The sequence below is a fragment of the Pseudomonas syringae group sp. 26L6 genome, assembly GCF_032587815.1.
GTDB lineage: Bacteria > Pseudomonadota > Gammaproteobacteria > Pseudomonadales > Pseudomonadaceae > Aquipseudomonas > Aquipseudomonas amygdali.
In genome coordinates, this window is record NZ_JAWHPJ010000053.1 from 40,437 (window position 1) to 66,075 (window position 25,639).

A 25,639-nucleotide genomic window follows, 5' to 3' on the forward strand; every position below is an offset into this window, starting at 1 on the left:
CTATCGTTCCTCACGCTCCAGCGTGGGAATGCCGTTCTTGACGCTCTGCGTCATGGATTTACGCCACGCTGTTTATTCAGGAGAGGACGCAGAGCGTCCGGAACGGCATACCCACGCGGAGCATGGGCACGATGGTGTTCTGCGGAGCGTCGTTCCTCACGCTACTGCACGCTGGTGTTCTGCCGTACATCTATCGTTCCTCACGCTCCAGCGTGGGAATGCCGTTCTTGACGCTCTGCGTCATGGATTTACGCCATGCTGTTTATTCAGGAGAGGACGCAGAGCGTCCGGAACGGCATACCCACGCGGAGCATGGGCACGAGAGTGTTCTCCGGACCTCGTGCTTCCGTTGCCAAGAGGAGCCTGGCGCTTACTCCAGATGCTCCGGCTTGACCGGGTCGCCTGACTTGGCGTGGAGTTTGTCGCGAATGTCCGCGAACATTCGGTCGTAGTCCTTGTGCTGGGCGATGGGCAGTGCGGCCGAGTTGGGCAAGCCGTGCCTGATCGCGATGCGACTGGCGTCATGTGCGAAGTTGAACGCTAGGTCACGGGGCAGCTGGAATTGCTCTTCGAACGGCTTGCCGTTGATTTCGCCTTGCATGGTGAAGTGCATGGACGTGCCTTGCTTGGGATCTTCCACCACGTTGTAGCGCAAGTGGATGTCATAGCTGATATCCGACGGTTGAAGCGCCACGTGGGTGAGGTGCAGATGGCCTGGCTCATACATGAAGTGACTCCATCAAGTGGTGAGTGTGCTCAGTCTGACACTCCTCGCGACCGTACGGTTCAGCCTCGTGCAGGGTGCCGCTCGCATCATGCCGGCGTTCAACGATCGATCTTGCCCGGTTCCGGCCTCGACCATATCCACAGATTACCCAGCGCCATGCCGGTGAGCGCCAGGTACAGCCACCAGGCGTGGCCGATCAGGCTCAACATCACCACGGCGCAGACCAGCATGCTGATGGTGGCGCTGATCTTGGCCTTGCGGGCGACCAGTCTGCCGTTGCGCCAGTTGTGCAGAATCGGCCCGAACACACGATGGTTTTCCAGCCAGGCATTCAGGCGCGGCGAGCTGCGTGTCGCCGCCCAGGCCGCCAGCAGAATGAACTCGGTGGTCGGCAAGCCGGGAATGAAGATCGCGACAATGCCGATGCCGAGGGCGACATAGGCGAGGATGCCGTATAAAAGGCGCGAGAGTCTTGAGCCGGGTGGTTTGTACGTCATGGTCTCTACAGGCAGGTTCGGGGAGCCCGGCCAGCTTAACAGCACCGGGCGTTTTTTCATGCCTGTGCCATGTCTGCAACCGGGGCATCGGCGTAGGCGTGTTGCAGCAGGACATTGAAACGCTCGAATGCGGCAATGGCACCTCGATCAAGTGCTGCTTCCTGCTCGACGGTCAGCGACAGCCCGTCAAGCGTCCTGACAAAGGTCTTCCAGCCTGCTGCGCGGCCTCCGGCAGGCTCGCTCAGGTGCCGGGCGCCAAAGCTGTGGCTCAGGTTCAAGGCTTCGGCACGTTTGATCAGGAATGCAGCACCCAGCTTGGAACCTTCGGAGACAAATAGCCAGCCGAGCGCTTCTGCGGTGCTCGGCGTTTGTATTGCGCCAGCCACCGGCAGGGGAAGGTCCATGTTCAGGTCGGCAAGATCCGCTCCGGCCTGTTCTGCGCGGCAGCGGGCCGGCAGGTCGTTGATGATCGCCCCTAGCGCGGGCTCGTTGTACAGGCTTTGCAATTCCGTCTGAAAAAGGTATTGAGCAACCACGAAGCGAGCGTAGCTGGCCAGGGTTTCAAACGGCGCATGTGCCTTGACCGCCTTGTCGAGCTGTTCGTGTGGCGCGTGGGTGATCTGGCTCAGGCGTTGCGAACGCAGAGTCGGTCGGTTCTGATCAAGGGTCATCGAGTTCTTCCTTGCTGAAAAAGGGGGCTTGTTGAATAGACGAATAGCTGCACCCGAAAGCGTAAAAAAAAGCCTGCCGCCGATTTACTCGGCGACGGGTTTTACGCTACTTTCGGGTTCAGATGTCCCACACCACGTTGACGCTGAAGTTGCGTCCCGGCTGGGTCAGGCGATCCAGATTAGCGGGCGCCGTCACACCAGCTTCGCCCACGCCGTCGTAGCCGCGCACATCATCCCAGCGCCAGTATTTCTTGTCGGTCAGGTTGTACAGACCCGCATTGACGGTCACATCGTTGCTGACCTTGTAGTAGCCGCTCAGGTCCAGAATGCCGTAGCCCGGGGTCTTGAATTGACTGGAGGTGCCGTCCGGCGTGTGGAAATTGCTGTCATCCACGCGATTCTTGCGCTTGACCAGCGTCCAGCTCAGCAGGCCGCCGTAGTCATTCTGGTCATAGCCCAGGCCGATCACACCGGTCAGCGGGTTGACGCTGTTGATTGGCTCGCCTGTATCGTTGTTGCGGCCCTGCACGTAGGCAACCGATGCCTGGCTGTAGAGACCGTTTGGCGCACCGATGCTGTCGAGATTGATGCGCCCTTTGAATTCCGCGCCCTTCATGGTTGCGTGCTTGATGTTGTTGGACTGGAACGTGAGTTCGCTGTAACCGGGGGTGATGGCGTCCTCGTTGATGAAGTCACGGTATTTGTTGTAGAACACCGCGATGTCAAACGAGCCGGATTCGAAGCGACCGCGTAAACCGGTTTCATAGCTTTTGCTGGTTTCCGGCTCCAGGTTCGGATTGGGCTCAACCACGTAGCCTGCCGTCGGGTTTTCGAAGCGTCCATAAAGTGACTTGGCCGACGGTGTGCGGAAACCTTCGGCATACTGGCCGTACCAGGTGTAGGCGTCGCTGAGTGCATAAGTCACACCGAACTTGGGCGACAAGCGATGCCATGTCCGCGTTTCGTCGTTGCCCTGACCGGGGTCGGCGAGGCTGACCGACCTGAGAAATTCTGGCGTGAACTTCGGGTCGAGTGTGGTGTGGTCATAACGCACGCCGGGCATGAAGGTCCAGTCGTTCCAGCTGATCTGATCCTGGGCGAACAGCGCATAGCTGGTGATGGTCGGGTCCGGGAAATCGCTCGTCGCGGCCAGACGGTCGCTCGGGCTGTCTGCACCGACCACGCGGCAGGAGCCGAATACGCGTGCACAGGTCCCGCTGCCGCTGCGCAGCCCGGTGACTTTCTGCTGCTTTACCGTCGTACCGTAGGTCAGCACATGGTCCGTGCTGGCGATAGAGAATGCCTTGTCCAGTTGGGCATCGAATACCCACTGCTTTTCCTGATAGTGCGTGTCGCGATCACGAATGACATCTCGGGAGAACGGAAAGTACCGCTCCCGGGTGCTTTGATCAGTCTTTGCGGTCTGGTAATTCAGGCTCCACTTGAGGTTGTCGACCAGCAGGCTATCGACGGCGAAGCTGTTTTCGACCCCGAAGCGCTCGCGGGTGATGGTGTCGTTACCCTCGCGCGATTGATACATGCCCAGCCCGCTGCCGTTGGTGAACGGCCCACCGACTGCGCTTTTCAGGTTGCTGTCGCGGTCGTCCTTGTATTTTTCGTAGGCCAGAGCCAGACGCGAACCGTCGGTATAATTCCAGCCCAGCTTGGCCAGCACGTTGGTGCTGCGCGCATCCTCAGGGTTGGCTTCGGTGCGGCTCAGGCCTGTGCCACCTGTTTCGCCATAGGATTCGGTCTCATGACCATTGCGCTGGCTCACGTGCAGCAAGCCGTCAAACTCGCCCTGACGGCCTGCGACAGTGGCCGAGTTCAACCAGCTTTCGTCTGCCGAGCTGTAACCGGTCTTGAGGCGTGCGCCGACATCCTTGCCGGGCTTGATGATGTCATCCGGGTCCAGCGTGTAATAACTGACCACCCCACCGATTGCGCTGCTGCCGTACAGGGCCGAGGCCGGACCGCGGAGGATTTCCACGCGCTTGACGATCTCCGGGTCGACATAGTTACGATGGGTCTGCGCATAAGGACCGGTGAAAAAGCTGTCGGGGACTTCCACGCCGTCGACCTGAGTCAGTATCCGGTTGCCGTCAATGCCGCGGATGTTATAGCCGGTTGTGCCTGCGCGCTGGCCTGCGCCGCCCACCGAAACCCCCGGCTCGTAGCGCACCAGATCACGGATGGTGTTGACGTTGCTGCGGTCCAGTTCTTCACGGGAATGCACGCTGACGGTGCTTGGTACCGTGGCGACATCCTGTGCCTGACGCGTGGCGCTGACGGTGATCTGATCGAGGGCCAAGACGCCGGCGGTTGCGGTGCGCCTTTCCAGCACTACATTGTTGTTGCCCAGATTGCGATAGCTCAGCGAGCTGCCGGCCAGCAGGGTGTCCAGCGCCTGCGCAGGTCTCAGGTTGCCGCGGGCACCCTGGGAGGTGACATTTTGCGCGAGATCCGATGACACGCCCACCTGCCAGCCGGTGATGCGGCTGAATTCATTGAGTGCCGACACCAGCGATTGCTGACCAATCGAGAAGTTGTAGGTGCCTGCCGAACGTGCCGCCTGGGTGCTTTCACTGGCAGCACTGGCGTTGACCGTCTGTAGACTGGCGCCCAGCACTGCAAGTGTCAGCAGAGATAGCGTGAGCCGTACGTGTGGTTGGGCGGCAGGCGTGAACGTGGATGACATCGGTAGCGCTCCCTGGGGTGTTGCTCGTTATAGTGTTTACAAACCGTTTCAAAATGAGAATCAGTTGCATTTGCTATAACTAGACGAACGGGCAGTCGCTATCGAGTAAAAAAACTTTGCTTCAGTTGAGAATCACTAGCGCAGGCATTTCGTGAAGGCTTGCCGAGGTGATCTGTGCCAGCGACCGCACCACGTCGAGCGGGTTGTCTAGGCGATAGTTGCCGGTCACTGCCACACGATCCAGTTGCGGGTTGGTGCTGATGATCCAGCCGGGATAGTAACGACGCAGCTCGGTCAGCACTTCGCTCAGCGGGCGGTTATCGAAGATCAGTCGACCTTGCACCCAGGCGAAATCCCTGAGCGGGTCAAGCTTTTCACGATGCCCGAAGCCAGCAGGCCCCACGCGAACGCTTTCTCCGGCCCCCAGGCTGACGCTGGAGTCGCCGCGTGTGGCACGCACGTCGACAGCGCCGCGCTGCACTTGCACCTGGGCAACGCCGTTAAGATAACGCACGGAAAATTCGGTGCTGTTGGCACTCATGCGCACTGGTCCGGCTTCGATTTCCAGTGGCACGCCCGCTCTGGAACTGACATCGAAGAATGCCTCGCCTTGCAGCAGGCGAGCAGAGCGCCGCTGTTCACCGATCTGACTGGAGAACGCCGAGTCGGTGTTGAGCAGCACTTTCGAGCCGTCTGCCAGTTCCAGGCGCTGGCGCTCACCGATTATCGTCAGGTGATCGGCCTGCAGGCGCAGCGGCAGATTGCTGAAACTGAACAGCCCCAACAGCAACACCGCTGCAGTGGCGAGAGGTTTCCATTGCGCACGGACACGTTGCCACGCCGATGGCTTGCGGGGTTGCGCGATGCTTTCGGCGGCGTGCTGAACCGGCTGTGAATTCCAGAGTGTCCGGGCCTTATCGAAGGCGCGTGCGTGTTCCGGATCGGCGTTCAGCCATTCCTGAAAACGGGCAAGCCTGGTGGCGTCTGCGCCTTCCAGTTCGACCAGCCAGGTCAGTGCCTGATCCATTGCAGCATTGCTCAACACGTCCTGCGCAATCGCGTGCGGGCGTTCGGTTCTCGGGGCCACAGTGTTCCTCGGCAATCCTGAAACTGTATCGATAAGAGTCTGGCAGCGTGCGGCAGGGTTCAGGGCGGGTCAAGTCTTGAGAGGACGCCTACGCAGATGGCCATGATCAGTTTCAGTTCTTTCTGGACAGTACTGGCGGAGACCTGAAGCTGCTCGGCGATTTCCAGATAACTGCGGCCATCGAGGCGGCTGAGGGTAAAGATTTTCTGCTGACGCGGGCTCAACGTACTCAGGCTGGCACTCAGGTTTTCAAGCAGGCGCTTGGCATGCGCAGCATCCTCAGGCGAGCCTATCTGGGCTACGACGCTTTCGAGTTGGTCGGGTGAGACATCTTCGAGCATGGTCCGGCCATGAATACGCCGCGCACGCAAATGATCCAGCGCCAGGTTGCGGGCGGTCTGAAAGACGAAGGGTTCAAGGTGGTCGACGGGGTGTTCGGTCAATGCACGGCTGACGCGCAGCCAGGTTTCCTGAAGCAGGTCTTCGGCAGCGTTTTGGTGCCGACCATGCGTTGCAGGGTGCGTAGCAGAACCGGGCGCTGGGCCAGAAAGACATCGTTGAAGCGTGACTGCGACACAGAGAGGCCCGACCAGAGATGTGAGCAAATGATAATGCTTCTCATCTTTTGGTCGGGTCAAGCCTGCATCTGTAAATAATTATCTTACGCTGCTGCCCACTGCGACGCTGAATTTACTCGGCGTTGTGCAGTGCCAGGCAGTTGTCGAGCATACGATTGGAGAACGCCCATTCGTTGTCGTACCACGACAGTACCTTGAGCAACCTGCCACTGACCTTGGTGTGATTGGCGTCGAAAATCGACGACAACGGGTTGTGATTGAAGTCGTGGGAAACCAGCGGCAGGGCGTTGTAGCCCAGCACTTTGGAATGCTGACTGGCTTCTTTCAGCAGCGCGTTGACTTCATCGACCGTGGTTTCACGCTTCAGGGTCACGGTCAGGTCGACCAGCGAAACGTTAATGACCGGTACGCGTACCGCCATGCCGGTGAGTTTGCCTGCCAGCTCCGGCAGTACCAGGCCCACTGCTTCGGCAGCGCCGGTCTTGCTCGGGATCATCGACTGCGTCGCCGAGCGGGCGCGGTACGGATCGGTGTGATAGACATCGATCAGGTTCTGGTCGTTGGTGTAGGCATGGATGGTGGTCATCAGGCCATTTTCGATCCCCAGTTCACGGTGCAGTACCTGGGCGACCGGGGCCAGGCAATTGGTGGTGCAGGATGCACTGGAGATGATCTGGTGCGACTGACGCAGCGTGTCGTGGTTGACACCATAGACGATGGTGGCATCGGCACCGCTGGCCGGTGCGGAGATAATGACCTTGCGGGCACCGGCAGTAAGGTGCGCTGCGGCCTTGTCACGGCTGGTGAACAGGCCGGTGCACTCGAACACTACATCAATGTCCTGCGCCTTCCACGGCAGCTCGGCCGGATTGCGAATGGCACTGACCGAAATACGGTCACCATTGACGGTCAGGCTATCCTTGTCGCACTCGACCGTGCCGCTGAAAGGGCCGTGTACGGTGTCGAAGCGCAGCAGGTGTGCGTTCATTTCGCTGTCGCCAAGATCGTTGATGGCGACGACCTGCAGGTCCTGGCGGTAGCCTTGGGTATACAGTGCGCGTAGGACGTTGCGGCCGATGCGGCCAAAACCGTTGATTGCGATACGAAGAGTCATACAGCCGTCCTTCTGAATTTGTTGTTGGAATTACAAGATTATTCTCATAGAAATAGAAAACAAGCCTTTTTAGTGGCAATATTTTGTTTTATCTACAACTACAAGCCTGAAAGGCCCTCCCGGTTGATCGAGATCAGGGTTCTGCTCCCCGCCCGTCACTGCTCGAAAACCGGAACCGTCTTTACGGGTGACCTTAGACGTTAGCCTGGAGTTCATCACATGCATCCCCGCGTCCTTGAAGTAACCGAGCGACTCATCGCCCGCAGTCGCGATACCCGTCAGCGCTACCTTCAATTGATTCGCGGCGCAGCGAGCGATGGCCCGATGCGCGGCAAGCTTCAATGTGCCAACTTTGCTCACGGCGTCGCTGCCTGCGGGCCGGAAGACAAGCAAAGCCTGCGTCTGATGAACGCCGCCAACGTGGCAATCGTCTCCTCCTACAACGAGATGCTCTCGGCGCATCAACCCTACGAACACTTTCCTGCCCAGATCAAACAGGCTTTACGTGACATTGGTTCGGTCGGTCAGTTTGCCGGCGGCGTGCCTGCCATGTGCGATGGCGTGACTCAGGGTGAGCCGGGTATGGAGCTGGCGATTGCCAGTCGCGAAGTGATTGCCATGTCCACGGCAGTTGCGTTGTCACACAATATGTTCGACGCCGCGATGATGCTGGGTATCTGCGACAAGATCGTCCCTGGCTTGATGATGGGCGCACTGCGTTTTGGTCATCTGCCGACCATCTTCGTGCCGGGCGGACCGATGGTTTCAGGTATCTCCAACAAGGAAAAAGCCGACGTACGGCAGCGTTACGCGGAAGGCAAGGCCAGCCGTGAAGAGTTGCTCGACTCGGAAATGAAGTCCTATCACGGTCCGGGAACCTGCACCTTCTACGGCACTGCCAACACCAACCAGCTGCTGATGGAAGTCATGGGCATGCACCTTCCCGGTGCCTCGTTCGTCAATCCCTACACGCCACTGCGCGATGCACTGACCGCCGAAGCGGCTCACCAGGTGACGCGTCTGACCAAGCAGAGCGGCAGCTTCATGCCGATCGGCGAAATCGTCGACGAGCGCTCGCTGGTCAACTCCATCGTTGCCCTGCACGCGACAGGTGGCTCGACCAACCACACGCTGCACATGCCGGCGATTGCCCAGGCCGCGGGCATTCAACTGACCTGGCAGGACATGGCCGACCTGTCGGAAGTGGTGCCAACCCTGAGTCACGTCTACCCCAACGGCAAAGCCGATATCAACCACTTCCAGGCGGCGGGCGGCATGTCGTTCCTGATCCGTGAGTTGCTGGCTGCCGGTCTGTTGCACGAAAACGTCAATACCGTGGCCGGTTACGGCTTGAGCCGCTACACCAAAGAGCCATTCCTGGAGGATGGCAAGCTGGTCTGGCGCGAAGGACCGCTTGAAAGCCTTGATGAAAACATTTTGCGTCCGGTCGCCCGTCCGTTCTCGCCGGAAGGTGGTTTGCGGGTCATGGAGGGCAACCTGGGCCGCGGGGTGATGAAAGTCTCTGCCGTGGCCCCGGAGCATCAGATCGTCGAAGCGCCAGCCAAGGTCTTTCAGGATCAGAAGGAGCTGGCCGATGCGTTCAAGGCCGGTGAACTGGAGTGCGATTTCGTCGCCGTGATGCGCTTCCAGGGTCCGCGCTGCAACGGCATGCCCGAGTTGCACAAGATGACGCCGTTTCTGGGTGTTCTGCAGGACCGTGGTTTCAAGGTGGCGCTGGTCACCGACGGACGTATGTCGGGCGCATCGGGAAAAATCCCGGCGGCCATTCATGTCTGCCCTGAAGCGTTTGATGGTGGCCCGTTGGCACTGGTGCGCGATGGTGATGTGATCCGTGTGGATGGCGTAAAAGGCACGTTACAAGTTCTGGTCGAAGCGTCAGAATTGGCCGCCAGAGAACCGGCCATCAACCAGATCGACAACAGTGTCGGCTGTGGTCGCGAGCTCTTTGGATTCATGCGCATGGCCTTCAGCTCCGCAGAGCAGGGTGCCAGCGCCTTTACTTCTAGTCTGGAGACGCTCAAGTGAAGTTGGCCCTGGTCGGTGATATAGGCGGTACCAATGCACGTTTTGCCATTTGGGAAGACGACACGCTGCATTCTGTCCGGGTATTCCCGACCATTGACTACGCCGGCCCGGAAAAGGCCATCGAAGTCTATCTGCAGGACCTTGAATTGCAGCGCGGTGATATCAGCCACGTATGCCTGGCCGTTGCCGGACCGGTGGATGGCGATTTTTTCCAGTTCACCAATAGTCACTGGCGGTTGAGCCGTGAGGCATTTTGCGCTGACCTGAAAGTCGATCACCTGCTGCTGATCAACGACTTCACCGCCATGGCGCTGGGCATGACCCGGCTCAAGGAAGATGAATACCTGACGGTTTGCCCTGGCGCTGGCAAGCCGGATCGGCCGCGTGTGGTGGTCGGGCCGGGTACCGGGCTGGGCATCGGTACGCTGATCAAGCTTGACGGCAGTCGCTGGCTGGCGCTGCCGGGCGAGGGCGGGCATGCTGACCTGCCAATCGGCACGGCACGCGAGGCCCTGTTATGGACACGCCTGATGGCTGAGCATGAGCATGTCAGCGCTGAAGTGGTACTCAGTGGCGCGGGCTTGCTGTTGCTCTATCAGGTCAGTTGCGCCCTGGACGATATCGAGCCAGTGCTCAAGTCGCCTGCGGCTGTCACCTCGGCAGCGCTGGCGGGCGACCCGGTAGCCGCAGCCGTGCTGGAGCAGTTCTGTGTGTTTCTAGGCAGGGTGGTGGGCAACAATGTGCTGACCCTGGGCAGCCTGGGCGGCGTGTACATTGTCGGCGGCGTGGTGCCGCGCTTCACTGAGTTCTTCATCAACAGCGGTTTCAAGCGCGCCATGGCCGAGAAGGGCGTGATGAGCGACTATTTCAAGAACCTGCCGGTCTGGCTGGTGACCGCCGAGTACCCTGGCCTGATGGGCTCAGGCGTCGCTCTGCAACAGGCCTTCGGTTCGCAGATCTGAGCAGCATCCCATAACAACAAAGATTCACCGTCAAACAAGGACGCCTCAACTTGAGTTCAGTCAGTAAATCGATCCTGCTGGTGGATGACGATCAGGAGATTCGCGAGTTGCTGGACACCTACCTGAGTCGTGCCGGTTTTCAGGTGCGCACGGTGGGTGATGGCGCTGATTTTCGCCGCGCCTTCAACGAAGAACCCAGTGATTTGCTGATCCTTGATGTGATGCTGCCCGATGAAGACGGTTTCAGTCTGTGCAAATGGATCCGTCAGCATCCGCGCCAGCCGCATGTGCCGATCATCATGTTGACCGCCAGTTCGGACGAAGCCGATCGGGTCATCGGCCTGGAATTGGGCGCTGATGATTATCTGGGCAAGCCGTTCAGCCCGCGTGAGCTGCAAGCGCGTATCAAGGCACTGTTGAGGCGCGCCCAGTTCGGTCAGGAGCGTCCTGGCGGCGATGTCATTCTGTTCGATGAGTGGCGGCTGGACATGGTCAGTCACAGGTTGTTTCACAATGACGGCGAAGAAGTGATTCTGTCCGGTGCCGACTTTGCGCTGCTCAAGCTGTTTCTCGACAACCCCCAGCAGATTCTCGACCGCGACACTATCGGCAATGCCACACGCGGGCGTGAGCTGATGCCGCTGGAGCGGATCGTCGACATGGCGGTCAGTCGGCTGCGTCAGCGTCTGCGCGATACTGGCAAGTCGCCGCGCCTGATCCGCACCATTCGCGGCAGTGGTTATCTGCTGGCCGCGAACGTCAACTCGCAAGCGGGCAACGGCTATTAACTCGCCGGTGGCAGGAGCGAAAAGAACCGGCCTGCCACTGCCGCGCTCATTGCTGGGGCGCATGCTGCTGTTGACGTTACTGGCGGTTCTGCTGGCTCAGACACTGTCCAGTGTGATCTGGCTGTCACAGTTGCGCGCCACACAGACCGAAGGGCTGGTGACCAGCGCGCGCAGCCTCGCGTACTCGATGGCGGCCAGTGTCAGTTACTTTCGCTCATTGCCGCTGGCCTACCGGCCCATGGTGCTGGATCAACTGCGCAGTATGGGCGGGACCCGTTTCGTCGTCTCGCTCAACGATCACCCGCTGGATATGCAAATCATGCAGCCCACGCCTCGCAAGCAGGCGGTGCTGGACGTGGTGGGCGAGGTATTGCGCCAGCGTCTGGGCAATGGGCCGGACATCACCGTATGGTTTGCGCGGCCCGATGAGCTGCGTATTTTCAACAGCGGCCTGAAGCTCGATGAACTGCCGCGTTCCTGGGCGCATTACGCGCTGACACTTGAACCGGTGAACCCGCCGGTGCTGGTTACGCAAATCGAAATGGCGCCCGGTGAATGGTTTTACATTGCCTCTCTGCTGCCTGAGCCCTACACCTCGCTGGAGGAGCAGGAGCTGCCCCTTCAGCAGGTTTCATTCATCGTCCTGACCAGCATGTTTTTGCTGTTGTTCATCGGTTTGCTGGTGCATTGGCAGAGCCGGCCGCTCAAACGCCTGGCGCGGGCCGCACGGGACATGTCACTGGGCGCGGACGTCGAGCCGGTGGTCGAGGGCGGCGGCAGCGAGGTGATCGAGGTCAGCCGTGCGTTCAACGCCATGCGCACCCGTATCAGCCGCTACCTGACCGAACGGGGTCAGTTGTTCAGTGCCATCTCGCATGATCTGCGCACGCCCATCACCCGGCTGCGGTTGCGTGTCGAGCTGCTGGAAGATGAGCACATGCAGCGTAAATTCAGCCGCGATCTGGACGAACTGGAATTGCTGGTCAAAGGCGCGCTGCAGTGCGTCAAAGATACCGATATTCATGAAAACATCGAGCCGGTGGACCTCAATGCACTGCTTGATTGCCTGGTCGAGCCCTGGCTGAATGTTGAAGGCGACGGACGTGTCACCCAGCAAGGCGAGGCTCAGGCTGCCTATCCCGGCAAGCCGTTGGCGCTGCGGCGCTGCATGGGCAACCTGATCGACAATGCCCTTAAATATGGCCATCGCGCTCATCTGAAAGTCGAGGATAACGCCACGGCTTTCGTCCTGCATGTCGATGACGAAGGGCCTGGTGTGCCCGAACAACGTCTCGAACACGTTTTCGAACCGCATTTCCGTCTGGCAGGCAATCAGCAGCAGGGCTACGGTCTGGGCCTGGGTATCGCGCGCAACATTGCCCACAGTCACGGTGGCGAAGTCAGCCTGCAGAACCTGCGTGAGGGTGGGTTGCGGGTAACGTTGTACTTGCCGAGAACTGCGGAATGACGCGCTGCACAGTGGCTTTTAGCTAGCGATTGCACCGGGATTTCAATTGTCACCATCCTGTGACAATTGCGCGTCCCTTCGTTACTGTCGGCGCTTCAGGCTTGGTTAGACTCCCACGAAGCGCAAGCATCAGACTTGCTCATGCATAACAACAAGAAAGGTCAATTCGATGAATTCCATGTCACGTCTCGCTGTTGTCATCTCTCTCGCTTCGTTGTTCCCTCTGAGCGCTACTGCCGCTGAATCCAAAGGCACTGTAGAAGTTGTGCACTGGTGGACGTCGGGTGGCGAAAAGGCTGCGGTCGATGTTCTGAAGGCGCAGGTCGAAAAAGACGGCTTTGTCTGGAAGGACGGCGCCATCGCCGGCGGTGGCGGTTCCACCGCCATGACCGTGCTCAAGAGCCGTGCGGTTGCCGGTAACCCGCCAGGTGTTGCCCAGATCAAAGGGCCTGACATTCAGGAATGGGCCTCTACCGGTCTGCTTGATACGGACGCGTTGAAAGACGTCGCCAAGGCCGAAAAATGGGACTCGCTGCTGGACAAGAAGGTCTCCGACACCGTGAAGTACGACGGTGATTACGTAGCAGTGCCGGTGAATATTCACCGCGTCAATTGGCTGTGGATCAACCCTGAAGTCTTCAAGAAAGCCGGTATCGATAAGGCACCCACCACGCTCGAAGAATTTTACGCTGCGGGCGACAAGCTGAAAAAAGCCGGTTTCATCCCGCTCGCCCACGGTGGTCAGCCGTGGCAGGACAGCACTGTCTTCGAAGCCGTTGTGCTCTCGGTCATGGGCGCTGATGGCTACAAGAAGGCCCTGGTTGATCTGGACAAGGACGCGTTGACCGGTGAAGGCATGGTCAAGTCCCTCACGGAGCTCAAGAAAGTCGCGACCTACATGGATGCCGATGGCAAGGGCCAGGACTGGAACCTGGAAGCTGCCAAGGTTATCAACGGTAAGGCCGGCATGCAGATCATGGGTGACTGGGCCAAGAGTGAATGGACCGCAGCCAAGAAGGTCGCCGGCAAGGATTACCAGTGCGTAGCCTTCCCTGGCACCGACAAGGCGTTTACCTACAACATCGACTCGCTGGCGGTGTTCAAGCAGAAAGACAAGGGCACCACTGCCGCACAGCAGGATCTGGCCAAGGTCGCGATGGGCGAGGACTTCCAGAAAGTCTTCAGCATCAACAAGGGCTCGATCCCGGTTCGTGAGGACATGCTGTCCGACATGAGCAAGTACGGTTTCGACTCGTGTGCGCAAACCGCTGCCAAGGATTTCCTGGCCGATTCGAAGACCGGTGGCCTGCAACCGAGCATGGCGCACAACATGGCCACTACGCTGGCGGTGCAGGGTGCTTTCTTTGATGTAGTCACCAACTACATCAACGACCCGGCAGCTGATCCTGCAGCGACAGCCAAGAAGCTGGCCACTGCGGTCAAATCGGCCCAGTAACTCTCTCTGAACCGCCTGTGCCCGCAGTTCGTGGTGCTGAAATCATTTGTTGATTTCACCCGCGGCTGCGGCCTGGATTCGATACACCGGATGGGATACTCCCGATGAGCTCTGTCGCTGCGATCAGCAAAGCCTCGCCAATGGATGCGCTGCAACGCTGGCTACCAAAACTGGTGCTGGCACCCAGCATGTTCATCGTGCTGGTGGGTTTCTATGGCTACATCCTCTGGACATTCGCGCTTTCGTTTACCAACTCGACGTTTCTGCCGTCCTACAAATGGGTCGGTCTGGCGCAATACGCACGCCTGATGGACAACGATCGCTGGTGGGTGGCAAGCAAGAACCTTGCGGTGTTTGGCGGGATGTTCATTGCCATCAGCCTGGTGATCGGTGTTCTGCTGGCCGTCCTGCTGGACCAGCGGATCCGTCGTGAGGGCATGATCCGCACCATTTACCTGTACCCGATGGCACTGTCGATGATCGTCACCGGTACGGCGTGGAAGTGGCTGCTCAACCCTGGCCTGGGCCTGGACAAGATGCTGCGTGACTGGGGCTGGGAAGGTTTTCGTCTCGACTGGCTGATCGACCCGGACCGCGTTGTTTACTGCCTGGTCATTGCTGCGGTGTGGCAGTCTTCCGGCTTTGTCATGGCGTTGTTTCTGGCGGGCCTGCGTGGCGTCGATCAATCGATCATTCGCGCTGCGCAGATGGATGGCGCGAGTTTGCCGATGATCTACTGGCGCGTTGTGTTGCCAAGCCTGCGTCCGGTGTTTTTCAGTGCCGTGATGATCCTTGCGCACATTGCCATCAAGAGCTTCGATCTGGTGGCTGCTATGACTGCCGGTGGCCCCGGTTACTCATCCGACCTGCCTGCGATGTTCATGTACTCCTTCACCTTTAGCCGCGGCCAGATGGGCATGGGCTCGGCCAGTGCGATTCTGATGCTCGGCGCGATCCTGGCGATTCTGGTGCCGTACCTGTATTCCGAGCTGAGGACCAAACGCCATGACTAGTCATGTTGGCAAACCGGGCATCAGCTTCAGTCGTATTCTGATTTACGCCGTGCTGATACTGGCCTGTCTGATTTATCTGGTACCGCTGGTGGTGATGCTGTTCACCAGCTTCAAGACCCCCGAAGACATCGGCACCGGCAACCTGCTGAGCTGGCCAAGTGTGATCACCGCAATTGGCTGGATAAAGGCCTGGGACCTGGTAGATGGTTATTTTTGGAACTCGATAAAAATAACCGTTCCGGCAGTCATTATTTCCACCGCCATTGGCGCGCTCAATGGCTATGTATTGTCGATGTGGCGCTTCAAGGGTTCGCAGCTGTTCTTCGGTCTGTTGCTGTTTGGTTGCTTCCTGCCGTTTCAGACTGTTCTGCTGCCGGCTTCCTTTACGCTGGGCAAAATGGGCCTGGCCAGTACGACCACCGGGCTGGTGTTTGTGCATGTGGTCTACGGGCTGGCGTTCACCACGCTATTCTTCCGTAACTACTACGTCAGCATTCCTGATGCGCTGGTCAAGGCTGCACGGCTGGACGGTGCCGGGTTTTTCACCATCTTCGGGCGCATCATTCTGCCGATGTCCACGCCCATCGTGATGGTCTGCCTTATCTGGCAGTTCACACAGATATGGAACGATTTCCTGTTTGGCGTTGTGTTCTCCAGTGGTGAGTCTCAGCCGATCACCGTGGCCCTGAACAATCTGGTCAACACCAGCACAGGTGCCAAGGAATACAACGTTGACATGGCGGCGGCGATGATTGCCGGCCTGCCGACACTGCTGGTCTACGTACTGGCTGGCAAGTATTTCCTGCGTGGGCTCACGGCCGGCGCGGTCAAGGGGTAATCATGGCGACTCTCGAATTACGCAACGTCAACAAGACCTACGGCAGCAACTTGCCGGACACGCTCAAGAACATCGACCTGTCGATCAAGGATGGCGAGTTTCTGATTCTGGTCGGCCCTTCCGGCTGTGGCAAATCCACCTTGATGAACTGCATTGCCGGTCTGGAAAGCATCAGCGGCGGTGAGATTCTCATCGATGGCCAGGACGTCAGCAGCACCAGCCCCAAGGACCGCGACATCGCGATGGTCTTTCAGTCCTATGCCCTTTATCCGACCATGAGCGTGCGTGAAAATATCGCGTTCGGTTTGAAAATCCGCAAGATGCCGCAAGCCGACATCGACGCGGAAGTGGCTCGCGTAGCCAAGCTGTTGCAGATCGAGCACTTGCTCAATCGCAAGCCGGGCCAGATGTCCGGTGGCCAGCAGCAGCGTGTCGCGATGGGTCGTGCCTTGGCGCGGCGGCCGAAGATCTACCTGTTCGATGAGCCGTTGTCCAACCTCGACGCCAAGTTGCGCGTCGAGATGCGTACCGAAATGAAACTGATGCACCAGCGCCTTAAAACCACCACCGTCTATGTGACCCATGATCAGATCGAGGCCATGACGCTGGGCGACAAGGTCGCGGTCATGAAGGACGGTATCGTTCAGCAATTCGGTACGCCCAAGCAGATTTACACCGATCCGGCCAACCTGTTCGTCGCCAGTTTCATCGGTTCGCCGCCGATGAACTTCATCCCGCTGCGTCTGCAACGCAAGGATGGCCAATTGATTGCGCTGCTCGACAGTGGTCAGGCGCGTTGCGAGCTGCCGGTCGGCGTATCCGATGCCGGGCTGGAAGATCGAGAAATCATTCTCGGTATCCGGCCGGAACAGATTATGCTTGCTGGCGCTGAGTCGAATGGCATGCCGACCATCCGTGCCGAGGTCCAGGTGACCGAGCCTACCGGGCCGGACACGCTGGTGTTCGTCACGCTCAATCAGAGCAAGGTCTGCTGTCGCCTTGCGCCGGATGTCGCACCGCAGGTGGGCGAAAGTCTGACCCTGCAGTTCGACCCTTCCAGGGTGCTGATTTTCGATGCTCAGAGCGGTGAGCGTCTTGGGGTTCTGGGAACACCACCTTTGGCTGAACGGGCAAACAATGTTCCAGTTGAGCCGCAAGTGATAAATTGATTCAGCACCGAGCATCGCTGGCCGGCTGTCTACTGCCACAATGAAGCGGCCGACCGGCGAAAACGAAGCAGTGAATGAAGCAAAACGTCTACCAAAGCTAATAACAATAAAACGAGGATTGATGGGATGAAGAAGATCAACAAAGGTAAATCGCTTTCCCGGTTCCAGTTGGTAAGCACGCTGTCGGTGTTGGGTGCGATGGGGCTGGCAGGCAGCGTTCATGCGGCCGACGCATTTTCTGCCGATTCACCGTGGATGACTGGCGACTGGAACGGCAAGCGTACCGAACTGCTCGACAAGGGCTATGACTTCTCGCTGGAATACGTTTCCGAGATGGCCAGCAACATCAAGGGCGGTTACAACGACGACAAGACCGGCCGCTACAGCGACCAGTTCGCGCTGGGCATGAAAGTCGATTTGCAGAAGGCTTTCGGCTGGCAGGACGCAGAGTTCAAGCTGGCAATCACCGAACGTAGCGGGCGCAACATCTCCAACGACCGGATCGGCGACCCTCGTGCCGGTACCCTCAGTTCCTCCCAGGAAGTCTGGGGTCGCGGCCAGACCTGGCGTCTGACGCAAATGTGGATCAAGCAGAAGTACTTTGACGGCGCGCTGGACGTCAAGGCTGGTCGTTTCGGACCGGGCGAAGACTTCAACAGCTTCCCTTGCGATTTCCAGAACCTGTCGTTCTGCGGCTCGCAGGTCGGTAACTATGTGAACACCTGGTACAACTGGCCAATCAGCCAGTGGGCCTTGCGCGTGAAGTACAACATCACGCCGGAAGTGTACGCACAGGTCGGCGTCTACGAGCAGAACCCGTCCAACCTCGAAACCGGCAACGGCTTCAAACTCAGCGGCAGCGGCACCAAAGGTATGATCCTGCCGGTTGAACTGGTCTGGACCCCGACCGTCAATTCGTTGCCCGGTGAATACCGTGTCGGCTTCTACAAGAGCACGCCCAACGCCGACGATGTCTATGAAGACGTTAACGGTCAGCCACAGGCAGCTACCGGCGCTGCGTTCAAGTCGCATGACAGCAAGCACGGCTGGTGGGTTGTTGCTCAGCAACAGCTGACTACTCACGATGGCGATGCATCGCGCGGCCTGAGCATTTTTGCCAATGCTACCGTGCATGACAAGGCCACCAACTTCGTCGATAACTACCAGCAGATCGGTTTCACGTACAAAGGTCCGTTCAACTCGCGTCCGAAAGATGACATCGGTATCGGTATCGCCCGTATTCACGTCAACGACGATGTGCAGGATCGCGTGCGTCTGGCCAACCAGATCAGCGGCATCAACGACTACGACAACCCTGGCTACCTGCCGGTCCAGAGCACTGAGTACAACTCGGAAATCTACTACGGCTTCCACGTCACCAACTGGCTGACCGTGCGTCCCAACCTGCAGTACGTCAAGCACCCTGGCGGTGTAGATCAGGTTGATGACGCAATTGTGGCGGGCATCAAGATCCAGTCGAAGTTCTGATTACTGATTGACGCGTAACGCGATCAAAGGTCGTGTGTGCTTTGCGGGCAGCCTGGCTGCCCGTTTTTTTTGGCTTGATCCTTTTATTTTTCAGGGACGCGATTGGCGATGACCTCTCTCGACGCGCAACTGCCTGAACATCCATTGCAACGCTTCTTCCGATCCCGACGTGCCAGACCCACTTTCGAGTGGGAGCGTCACCAGCTGCGCGATGTACTGGTTATCGATCATCCGCAGTGTCAGGCGGTCTTCAGTCGCCAGGGCGCGCAGTTGCTGCATTTTCAGCCGCAAGGCCAGAAACCGTGGCTCTGGTGCGCTGCACAATGGCCGCAGGTGGGGGCGATTCGGGGTGGCGTGCCAGTGTGCTGGCCCTGGTACGGCCGACACCCCGGTGAAAGCGGCTGGCCGGCACACGGCTGGGGGCGCTTGCTGGACTGGAAACTGATCGACAGCAGCGAGAGCGAAAAGGGCGTCAGCCTGCACTGGCGCTTGCAACTGTGGGACTGGCAGGTCGATCTGCATGCCGAACTGGGGCAGGGCATGGAGTTGCGTCTGAGCACCCGCCACGAGGACAGTGAGCCGTGTCATTTCAGTCATGCGCTGCATGCGTACTGGCGGATTGGCGATGTGGCTGAAGTCGCGCTTGAGGGCCTTGATGGGGCGCAGGGTTATGACGAACTCAGCCGACAGGTCTGCCAGCAACATGGCGAATTGCGTGTGGCAGGCGGCTGCCAGCGAGTTTTCGAACATGCGGGAGCCCTGCAACTGCAGGACTCGACCTGGCAGCGCAGACTGAACATCGACACCGGTGACAGCGTCAATACCGTGGTCTGGCACCCCGGCAACAGACCGCTACTGGGGGTGTGTGGCAGCGAGACCGCAGGCTTTGTGCGCGTGGAAGCCGCTTCGGCTTCCGGCGACGCCTTCAGCCTGCAGCCTGGAGAACAGGTGCAGCTCAAACTGCAAGCCAGCCTGGCGGGGTGAGTTGTATCGTCTTCCCGTCGCGCTCTGCACGGGTCCACCTGAGATCACAAAACCGCTGTGTGACGCGGAGCGTCACGAACTGCATGCCGACGCGGAGCGTCGGCACGATAGTGATATCTGAATCGTGCCTTTAACCAAACTGCTCTAAGCGCTTTTCAACCACGATGACACAGACAACGCAGAGTGCGACGTTAGTGACGGCTGAGTCCTGGCGCTGATCCGGGGGATGCGAGGCAGGACGCCGAGCAAGCCGCATCGGGCCAAGGATGGCCCGTTGCGGCGACCCCCGGATCAGTGACAGGGCGAAGGAACCCGACGAAGTCGGGCCGGAAACAGGAGCGAGGGGATTTGGTTACTTTGGCCCCATCAAAGTAACTCGCCGAGGGGCGAAAAGGTAATCGAGTCGAGCCGAAATCTCACTAAATCGCAGAACTGTGTGACGCAGAGCGTCACGAAAGGCATTACCACGCGGAGCGTGGGAACGAGAATCTGAGTCGAACACCAATCCATTTGATGTCACAGATAGTGATATCTGAATCGTGCCTTTAACAAACTGCTCTAAGCGCTTTTCAACCACGATGACACAGACAACGCAGAGTGCGACGTTAGTGACGGCTGAGTCCTGGCGCTGATCCGGGGGATGCGAGGCAGGACGCCGAGCAAGCCGCATCGGGCCAAGGATGGCCCGTTGCGGCGACCCCCGGATCAGCGCCAGGGCGAAGGAACCCGACGAAGTCGGGCCGGAAACAGGAGCGAGGGGATTTGGTTACTTTGGCCCCATCAAAGTAACTCGCCGAGGGGCGAAAAGATGACTCAAGTCGAGCCTGAATCTCGCTGAATCGCAGAACTGTGTGACGCAGAGCGTCACGAAAGGCATTACCACGCGGAGCGTGGGAACGAGAATCTGAGCCGAACACCAATTCACCTGAAGTCACAGAACCGCTGTGTGACGCAGAGCGTCACGAAAGGCATTACTACGCAGAGTGAACGATAGTCAACGACACCCAGTCAGCCCTGATCCTCGATCGGATAGCGGCTGTCATTCAGGCTTTCCTTGATCTTGCGCAGGTGCGGCTGGAAGTCGACGCCGCGGCGCAGGGTCATGCCGGTGGCCAACACATCGAGAACGGTGAGCTGGATGATCCGCGAGGTCATCGGCATGTAGATGTCGGTGTCTTCCGGCAATGGAATGTTCAGGCTCACAGTGCTGGCCTGCGCCAGTGGCGAGCCAGCGGCGGTCAGGCCCAGCACCGAAGCGCCATTTGCACGGGCGATGCGGGCCACTTCCACCAGCTCGCGCGTGCGCCCGGTGTAGGAAATGATCACGAACAATTCGCCGGTATGGGCCACCGACGCAATCATCCGTTGCATCAGCACATCGGCATGCGCCGTGACCGCCAGGTTGAAACGGAAGAATTTGTGCTGCGCATCAAGCGCCACCGGCGCCGAGGCACCCAGCCCGAAAAAGTGGATCTGCCGTGCCTGGATCAGCATGTCCACGGACTTGCTGATCAGCGCCGGGTCCAGTTGCTGGCATGCGCTGTCGAGCGAAGCAATGGCGCTACCGAAAATCTTCTGGGTATAGGCCTCGGGATTGTCGTCGGCTTCCACAGCGCGGCTGACATAGGCTGCGCCGCTTGCCAGGCTCTGGGCCAGTTGCAGTTTGAGCTCCGGATAACCGCTGACGCTGAACGAACGGCAGAAGCGGTTGACCGTCGGTTCGCTGACCTTGGCGGCCTGGGCAAGCGCTGCAATGCTCAGCCGCGTTGCCATCTGCGGGTTGAGCAGGATCACTTCGGCCACCTTGCGCTCGGCCTTGTTCAACTCATCGAGTCGGCCCTGGATTTGCTCCAGGAGGTTTCTTACGCGGTCCATTCAAAGTCCTTGTCGGGGGCTGATTCACCAACGGTTTTGGCCTGAGCTTTTTTTAGCTCTTTAGCCTGTAGCAAAGGTGGCCTATCGTACTGAGGGCCTGTGTTGATCACCACTGGAATATGCTTTTAGGCAGAATGTTGTGGTTATTACTACATATGGCCTTGAGTAACGCCTTTAAAAAAGGTATTTGTAGCCTAACTTGATAAAAGAACCAAAATTATGCCCTTGATTACGGTTGAACCGTGCACATTTGCCCTGTTTGGTGCCCTGGGGGACCTGGCGGTACGCAAGCTGTTCCCGGCTCTTTATCAGCTTGATCGCGCTGGACTGCTGCACGAAGACACAAAAATTCTTGCCCTGGCGCGTGAACCCGGCGACGAACAGTCGCATCTGGCGTATATCGAAAAATCCATGCGCCGCTTCATTCCCGAGGCCGAACTCGAGCCCGACAACCTGGGCCGGTTTCTGGCGCGCCTCAGCTACCTGCATGTCGACTTCCTCAAGGCTGAGGACTACGTCGCGCTTGCCGAACGCGTCGGCACTGCGGAAACCCTGATCGCCTATTTCGCCACCCCGGCCTCGGTCTACGGCGCAATCTGCGAGAACCTCGCTTCGGTCAATCTGGCCGAGCGAACTCGCGCCGTCCTGGAAAAACCCATTGGCCACGACCTGGCTTCTTCGCGCCGGGTTAACGATGCGGTGGCGCAGTTCTTCCCGGAAAACCGCGTCTATCGTATCGACCACTATCTGGGCAAGGACACGGTACAGAACCTTATTGCCCTGCGTTTCGCCAACAGCCTGTTCGAAACCCAGTGGAACCAGAACCATATTTCTCATGTGGAAATCACGGTTGCCGAGAAGGTCGGTATCGAGGGCCGTTGGGGCTACTTCGATCAGGCCGGTCAATTGCGCGACATGATTCAGAACCACTTGCTGCAACTGCTTTGCCTGATCGCCATGGACCCGCCCAGCGATCTGTCGGCAGACAGTATTCGCGACGAGAAGGTCAAGGTGCTCAAGGCGCTGGCACCGTTCACGCCCGAGCGTCTGGCGACCCAGGTGGTGCGTGGCCAGTACACCGCTGGCTACAGCGAAGGCAAGGCGGTGCCGGGTTATCTGGAGGAAGAGAACTCCAACACCCAGAGCGATACTGAAACCTTCGTCGCGCTGCGTGCCGATATCCGCAACTGGCGCTGGTCGGGTACGCCGTTTTATCTGCGTACCGGCAAGCGCATGCCGCAGAAAATGTCGCAGATCGTGATCCATTTCAAAGAGCCGCCGCACTACATCTTCGCGCCTGAACAACGTTTGCAGATCAGCAACCGCCTGATCATTCGCCTGCAGCCCGACGAAGGTATTTCCTTGCAGGTGATGACCAAGGACCAGGGGCTGGACAAAGGCATGCAGCTGCGCAGCGGGCCCTTGCAACTGAATTTTTCCGACACCTACCGCAGCGCTCGTGTCCCCGACGCTTATGAGCGGTTGTTGCTGGAAGTCATGCGTGGCAATCAGAACCTGTTTGTCCGCAAAGATGAAATCGAGTACGCCTGGCAATGGTGCGATCAGTTGATCGCTGGCTGGAAGAAGGCGGGCGATGCGCCCAAGCCTTATCCGGCCGGAACCTGGGGGCCAATGAGCTCCATTGCCCTGATTACTCGTGACGGGAGATCCTGGTATGGCGATATGTGACCTTGAGCTGCCAGCAGGGCTGGTAGCACGTGATTTCGACACACCGCAGCAACTGGCTGATGCGCTGGCTGCCAACGCCGCCGAGCGCCTGAAGCAGGCAATTGGCGAAAACGGTCTGGCGACCCTGGTGGTGTCCGGTGGTCGCAGTCCGGTGGCCTTTTTCCAGAGCCTGGCCGTGCAGCCGCTGGACTGGTCGAAAGTAGTCATTAGCCTGGCTGACGAGCGTTTCGTGCCGACCGAGCATGCCGACAGCAATGCGGGCCTGCTGCAGCGCCACTTGATGCAGGGTCCTGTGGCGAAGGCGAAGTTTCTGGGGTTGTACAGCGTGGCGGGCAGTGTCGAGGAGGCAGCGCTGGCTGCCGATCAGGCGCTGGCCGAGCTGCCACCGATTGATGTATTGATTTTGGGCATGGGCGACGACGGGCATACCGCGTCGCTGTTCCCTGGTAGCCCGAACCTGAAAGAAGCCCTTGATCTGCAAGGTGAGCGCCGCTGCCTGCCGATGCTCGCACCGAGCGTGCCGCATCAGCGCCTGACCCTGACCCGCCGCCTGTTGGCGTCGGCACGTTCGCCGATCCTGTCGGTGTCCGGTCAGGCCAAACTCGACACCCTGCGCACCGCGCTGGCGGGCGATGACCTCGCCGAGATGCCGGTGCGTGCGTTTCTCAACCCGTCTCTCGAGATTTACTGGTGCCCATAAGCAAAGGAAACGTCGCCATGACACAGAACGAAAATAATCAGCCGCTCATCAGCATGGCGAACAAGATTGCCCAGATTGACGAACTCTGCGCCAAGGCAAAGATTCTGCCTGTCATCACCATTGCCCGTGACCAGGATGTGCTGCCTCTGGCCGATGCTCTGGCCGCTGGCGGCATGACTGCACTGGAAGTTACGCTTCGCTCGGCGTTCGGTCTAAGCGCCATCCGTATTCTGCGTGAGCAGCGCCCGGAGCTGTGTGTGGGCGCCGGCACCATTCTGGACCGCAAGATGCTGGCGGACGCCGAGGCGGCAGGTTCGCAGTTCATTGTGACCCCTGGCAGCACGCAAGACCTGCTGCAAGCCGCAGTCGACAGCCCGTTGCCCCTTTTGCCGGGCGTCAGCAGTGCTTCGGAAATCATGATCGGTTATGCCATGGGCTATCGCCGCTTCAAGCTGTTTCCGGCCGAGATCAGCGGCGGTGTGGCGGCAATCAAAGCCCTGGGCGGACCTTTCAATGAGGTGCGTTTCTGCCCGACTGGCGGCGTCAACGAGCAGAACCTGAAGAGCTACATGGCCTTGTCCAACGTCATGTGCGTGGGCGGGACCTGGATGATTGATAACGCCTGGGTCAAGAATGGCGATTGGGGCCGCATACAGGAAGCCACTGCGCAGGCAATGGCGTTGTTTGACTGATTTTCAGGATTTCGGAGTCAGCCGCCTTTGCGGCTGACTCCGGCAAGGAAGTTGTTGTTGGTTGTATGGCTTTTCGGTGCTCCCTGGTCCGGAGCACCGTTTTTTTCTCCCCGGACCGCCTCTTTGTTTATTCCTTGCCCTTGAACGACTGACGCGGACGTGTGCGCAATGGGTCCAATAGCGCGCCAAGGCCGTTGTGATCGATTTCCTGCATCAATGCCAGCAAACCTCCCAGTTCACCTTTCGGAAAGCCTTCTCGCGCGAACCAGTTCAGATAATGACCTGGCAAATCGGCGATCAGCCGTCCTTTATATTTGCCAAATGGCATTTCCTGCGTCACCAATAACCTGAGTTTCTCCGGGTTCACCTGCAAGCCTCCCATCAATACATGTCGAACATCACGATACGTGCATTCTGCATGCAGGCCAAACGACAGATCATGCAGAAGTCACGAACAGCCAATTGTGAAAATTTCGTAACTAATTGATTTTAAACAATTATTCTCATATCAAAAACTGGCACGGTGTCTGCAATTACCTATACATCGAACACTTTCGTATCAACCTGCCATTAGGAAATTATCAAATGACTGATATCAACAAAGAAACGATCTCTATCCTGAATGACCTGATCGAAACCAGCAAAGACGGTGAAGAAGGTTTCCGTACCAGCGCAGAACACGCAAAAAGCGCTCAGGTAAAGTCGTTCCTTGCCAATCGCTCCACTGAGGTGGCTGCAGCCGTTCGTGAACTGCAAGCTGAAGTGACCGCACTGGGTGGCAAGCCTGAAGATTCTTCCAGCGTGTCTGGCGCACTACATCGTGCATGGGTCAACCTGAAGTCGATGGTGACTTCGGATGACGACAAGGCTGTACTGGAAGAAGTCGAAAAAGGCGAAGACGTCGCCAAGAAGGCCTATCGCGAAGCGCTGGAAAAAGCCCGTGCCAAGAACGTTTCCCCTAACGTTATCGCGCTGATTGAAAAGCAGCAGGCTGGCGTTCTGGCCAACCACGACAAAGTAAAAGCACTGCGTGACGCAGCACGTGCAGCCCACGCCGCATCGTAATTCGATGTTGCAGCGGTAGCCGAAAACGCCAGCC

Annotated in this window: 22 protein-coding genes and 1 pseudogene; 14 read left to right on the forward strand and 9 right to left on the reverse strand. The window is 58.6% G+C overall.

Annotated elements, in window-relative coordinates; genetic code table 11:
• Positions 1-370: 370 nt before the first annotated feature.
• The 7 genes and pseudogenes from RYA97_RS20425 to gap form a co-directional block, all read right to left on the reverse strand.
• Positions 371-727 carry a DUF5064 family protein gene (locus RYA97_RS20425; RefSeq protein ID WP_005778135.1) on the reverse strand — a complete coding sequence of 119 codons (357 nt, stop codon included), beginning with the start codon at positions 725-727 and terminating at the stop codon, positions 371-373.
• Positions 728-825: 98 nt separating this feature from the next.
• Positions 826-1,284 (reverse strand): YbaN family protein, encoded by a 459-nt coding sequence (locus tag RYA97_RS20430; RefSeq protein WP_005778136.1) that lies wholly within the window; start codon positions 1,282-1,284, stop codon positions 826-828.
• Positions 1,281-1,895, reverse strand: coding sequence for a biliverdin-producing heme oxygenase (locus tag RYA97_RS20435; RefSeq protein WP_005778138.1), 615 nt, complete (start codon positions 1,893-1,895; stop codon positions 1,281-1,283). Before RYA97_RS20435 ends, RYA97_RS20430 begins: the two co-directional genes overlap by 4 nt.
• A 118-nt stretch (positions 1,896-2,013) precedes the next feature.
• Positions 2,014-4,593 (reverse strand): TonB-dependent receptor, encoded by a 2,580-nt coding sequence (locus RYA97_RS20440; protein ID WP_316893012.1) that lies wholly within the window; start codon positions 4,591-4,593, stop codon positions 2,014-2,016.
• 121 nt (positions 4,594-4,714) lie between these two features.
• Positions 4,715-5,680: a FecR family protein gene (locus RYA97_RS20445; RefSeq protein ID WP_005778143.1), complete on the reverse strand. Its 966-nt coding sequence runs from the start codon at positions 5,678-5,680 to the stop codon at positions 4,715-4,717.
• Between the two features lie 59 nt (positions 5,681-5,739).
• A pseudogene (locus RYA97_RS20450) lies at positions 5,740-6,257 on the reverse strand (RNA polymerase sigma factor).
• A 113-nt stretch (positions 6,258-6,370) separates the two neighbouring features.
• Complete coding sequence (gene gap, locus RYA97_RS20455) at positions 6,371-7,372, reverse strand: type I glyceraldehyde-3-phosphate dehydrogenase (RefSeq protein WP_005778146.1); 1,002 nt, start codon at positions 7,370-7,372, stop codon at positions 6,371-6,373.
• A gap of 219 nt (positions 7,373-7,591) precedes the next feature.
• Between gap and edd the strand changes: the two genes are divergently transcribed.
• From edd to RYA97_RS20505, 10 genes are all read left to right on the forward strand, one after another.
• Positions 7,592-9,418, forward strand: coding sequence for a phosphogluconate dehydratase (gene edd, locus RYA97_RS20460; RefSeq protein WP_004656012.1), 1,827 nt, complete (start codon positions 7,592-7,594; stop codon positions 9,416-9,418).
• A complete protein-coding gene (locus RYA97_RS20465) occupies positions 9,415-10,380 on the forward strand; it encodes a glucokinase (protein ID WP_004656014.1) in 966 nt (321 codons plus the stop codon). The genes edd and RYA97_RS20465 overlap by 4 nt, the downstream gene beginning before the upstream one ends.
• A 50-nt stretch (positions 10,381-10,430) precedes the next feature.
• Positions 10,431-11,168: a response regulator gene (locus tag RYA97_RS20470; protein WP_004656016.1), complete on the forward strand. Its 738-nt coding sequence runs from the start codon at positions 10,431-10,433 to the stop codon at positions 11,166-11,168.
• Between the two features lie 61 nt (positions 11,169-11,229).
• On the forward strand, positions 11,230-12,636 hold the full coding sequence (locus RYA97_RS20475) for an ATP-binding protein (RefSeq protein ID WP_004666131.1): 1,407 nt from the start codon (positions 11,230-11,232) through the stop codon (positions 12,634-12,636).
• Between the two features lie 169 nt (positions 12,637-12,805).
• Positions 12,806-14,092: an ABC transporter substrate-binding protein gene (locus RYA97_RS20480; protein ID WP_005745826.1), complete on the forward strand. Its 1,287-nt coding sequence runs from the start codon at positions 12,806-12,808 to the stop codon at positions 14,090-14,092.
• A 104-nt stretch (positions 14,093-14,196) separates the two neighbouring features.
• Positions 14,197-15,105, forward strand: a complete 909-nt coding sequence (locus tag RYA97_RS20485) for a carbohydrate ABC transporter permease (protein ID WP_004666129.1) — start codon at positions 14,197-14,199, stop codon at positions 15,103-15,105.
• Positions 15,098-15,943, forward strand: a complete 846-nt coding sequence (locus RYA97_RS20490) for a carbohydrate ABC transporter permease (protein WP_004656028.1) — start codon at positions 15,098-15,100, stop codon at positions 15,941-15,943. Before RYA97_RS20485 ends, RYA97_RS20490 begins: the two co-directional genes overlap by 8 nt.
• Positions 15,944-15,945: 2 nt before the next feature.
• Positions 15,946-17,112, forward strand: coding sequence for an ABC transporter ATP-binding protein (locus tag RYA97_RS20495; RefSeq protein ID WP_004656029.1), 1,167 nt, complete (start codon positions 15,946-15,948; stop codon positions 17,110-17,112).
• Between the two features lie 126 nt (positions 17,113-17,238).
• Positions 17,239-18,600 carry a carbohydrate porin gene (locus RYA97_RS20500; protein WP_004656031.1) on the forward strand — a complete coding sequence of 454 codons (1,362 nt, stop codon included), beginning with the start codon at positions 17,239-17,241 and terminating at the stop codon, positions 18,598-18,600.
• A gap of 108 nt (positions 18,601-18,708) precedes the next feature.
• Positions 18,709-19,584, forward strand: coding sequence for a D-hexose-6-phosphate mutarotase (locus tag RYA97_RS20505; RefSeq protein ID WP_117140734.1), 876 nt, complete (start codon positions 18,709-18,711; stop codon positions 19,582-19,584).
• Between the two features lie 1,008 nt (positions 19,585-20,592).
• On the opposite strand, the gene RYA97_RS20510 is transcribed toward RYA97_RS20505, so the two are convergent.
• Positions 20,593-21,459, reverse strand: coding sequence for a MurR/RpiR family transcriptional regulator (locus tag RYA97_RS20510; protein WP_002552324.1), 867 nt, complete (start codon positions 21,457-21,459; stop codon positions 20,593-20,595).
• Positions 21,460-21,678: 219 nt separating this feature from the next.
• On the opposite strand from RYA97_RS20510, the gene zwf reads away from it, so the two are divergent.
• The 3 genes from zwf to RYA97_RS20525 are packed head-to-tail and all read left to right on the forward strand — an operon-like array spanning position 21,679 to position 24,540.
• Complete coding sequence (zwf, locus tag RYA97_RS20515) at positions 21,679-23,148, forward strand: glucose-6-phosphate dehydrogenase (protein WP_004656035.1); 1,470 nt, start codon at positions 21,679-21,681, stop codon at positions 23,146-23,148.
• Complete coding sequence (gene pgl / locus RYA97_RS20520) at positions 23,135-23,848, forward strand: 6-phosphogluconolactonase (protein ID WP_005745830.1); 714 nt, start codon at positions 23,135-23,137, stop codon at positions 23,846-23,848. The genes zwf and pgl overlap by 14 nt, the downstream gene beginning before the upstream one ends.
• A 17-nt stretch (positions 23,849-23,865) precedes the next feature.
• On the forward strand, positions 23,866-24,540 hold the full coding sequence (locus RYA97_RS20525; RefSeq protein ID WP_005745831.1) for a bifunctional 4-hydroxy-2-oxoglutarate aldolase/2-dehydro-3-deoxy-phosphogluconate aldolase: 675 nt from the start codon (positions 23,866-23,868) through the stop codon (positions 24,538-24,540).
• A gap of 127 nt (positions 24,541-24,667) precedes the next feature.
• Here RYA97_RS20525 and RYA97_RS20530 read toward each other — a convergent pair whose 3' ends face one another.
• Positions 24,668-24,907: a DUF3820 family protein gene (locus RYA97_RS20530; RefSeq protein ID WP_316893017.1), complete on the reverse strand. Its 240-nt coding sequence runs from the start codon at positions 24,905-24,907 to the stop codon at positions 24,668-24,670.
• A gap of 218 nt (positions 24,908-25,125) precedes the next feature.
• Between RYA97_RS20530 and RYA97_RS20535 the strand changes: the two genes are divergently transcribed.
• Entirely contained in the window at positions 25,126-25,605 is a 480-nt protein-coding gene (locus tag RYA97_RS20535; protein WP_002552329.1) for a PA2169 family four-helix-bundle protein, read from the forward strand.
• Positions 25,606-25,639: the final 34 nt, after the last annotated feature.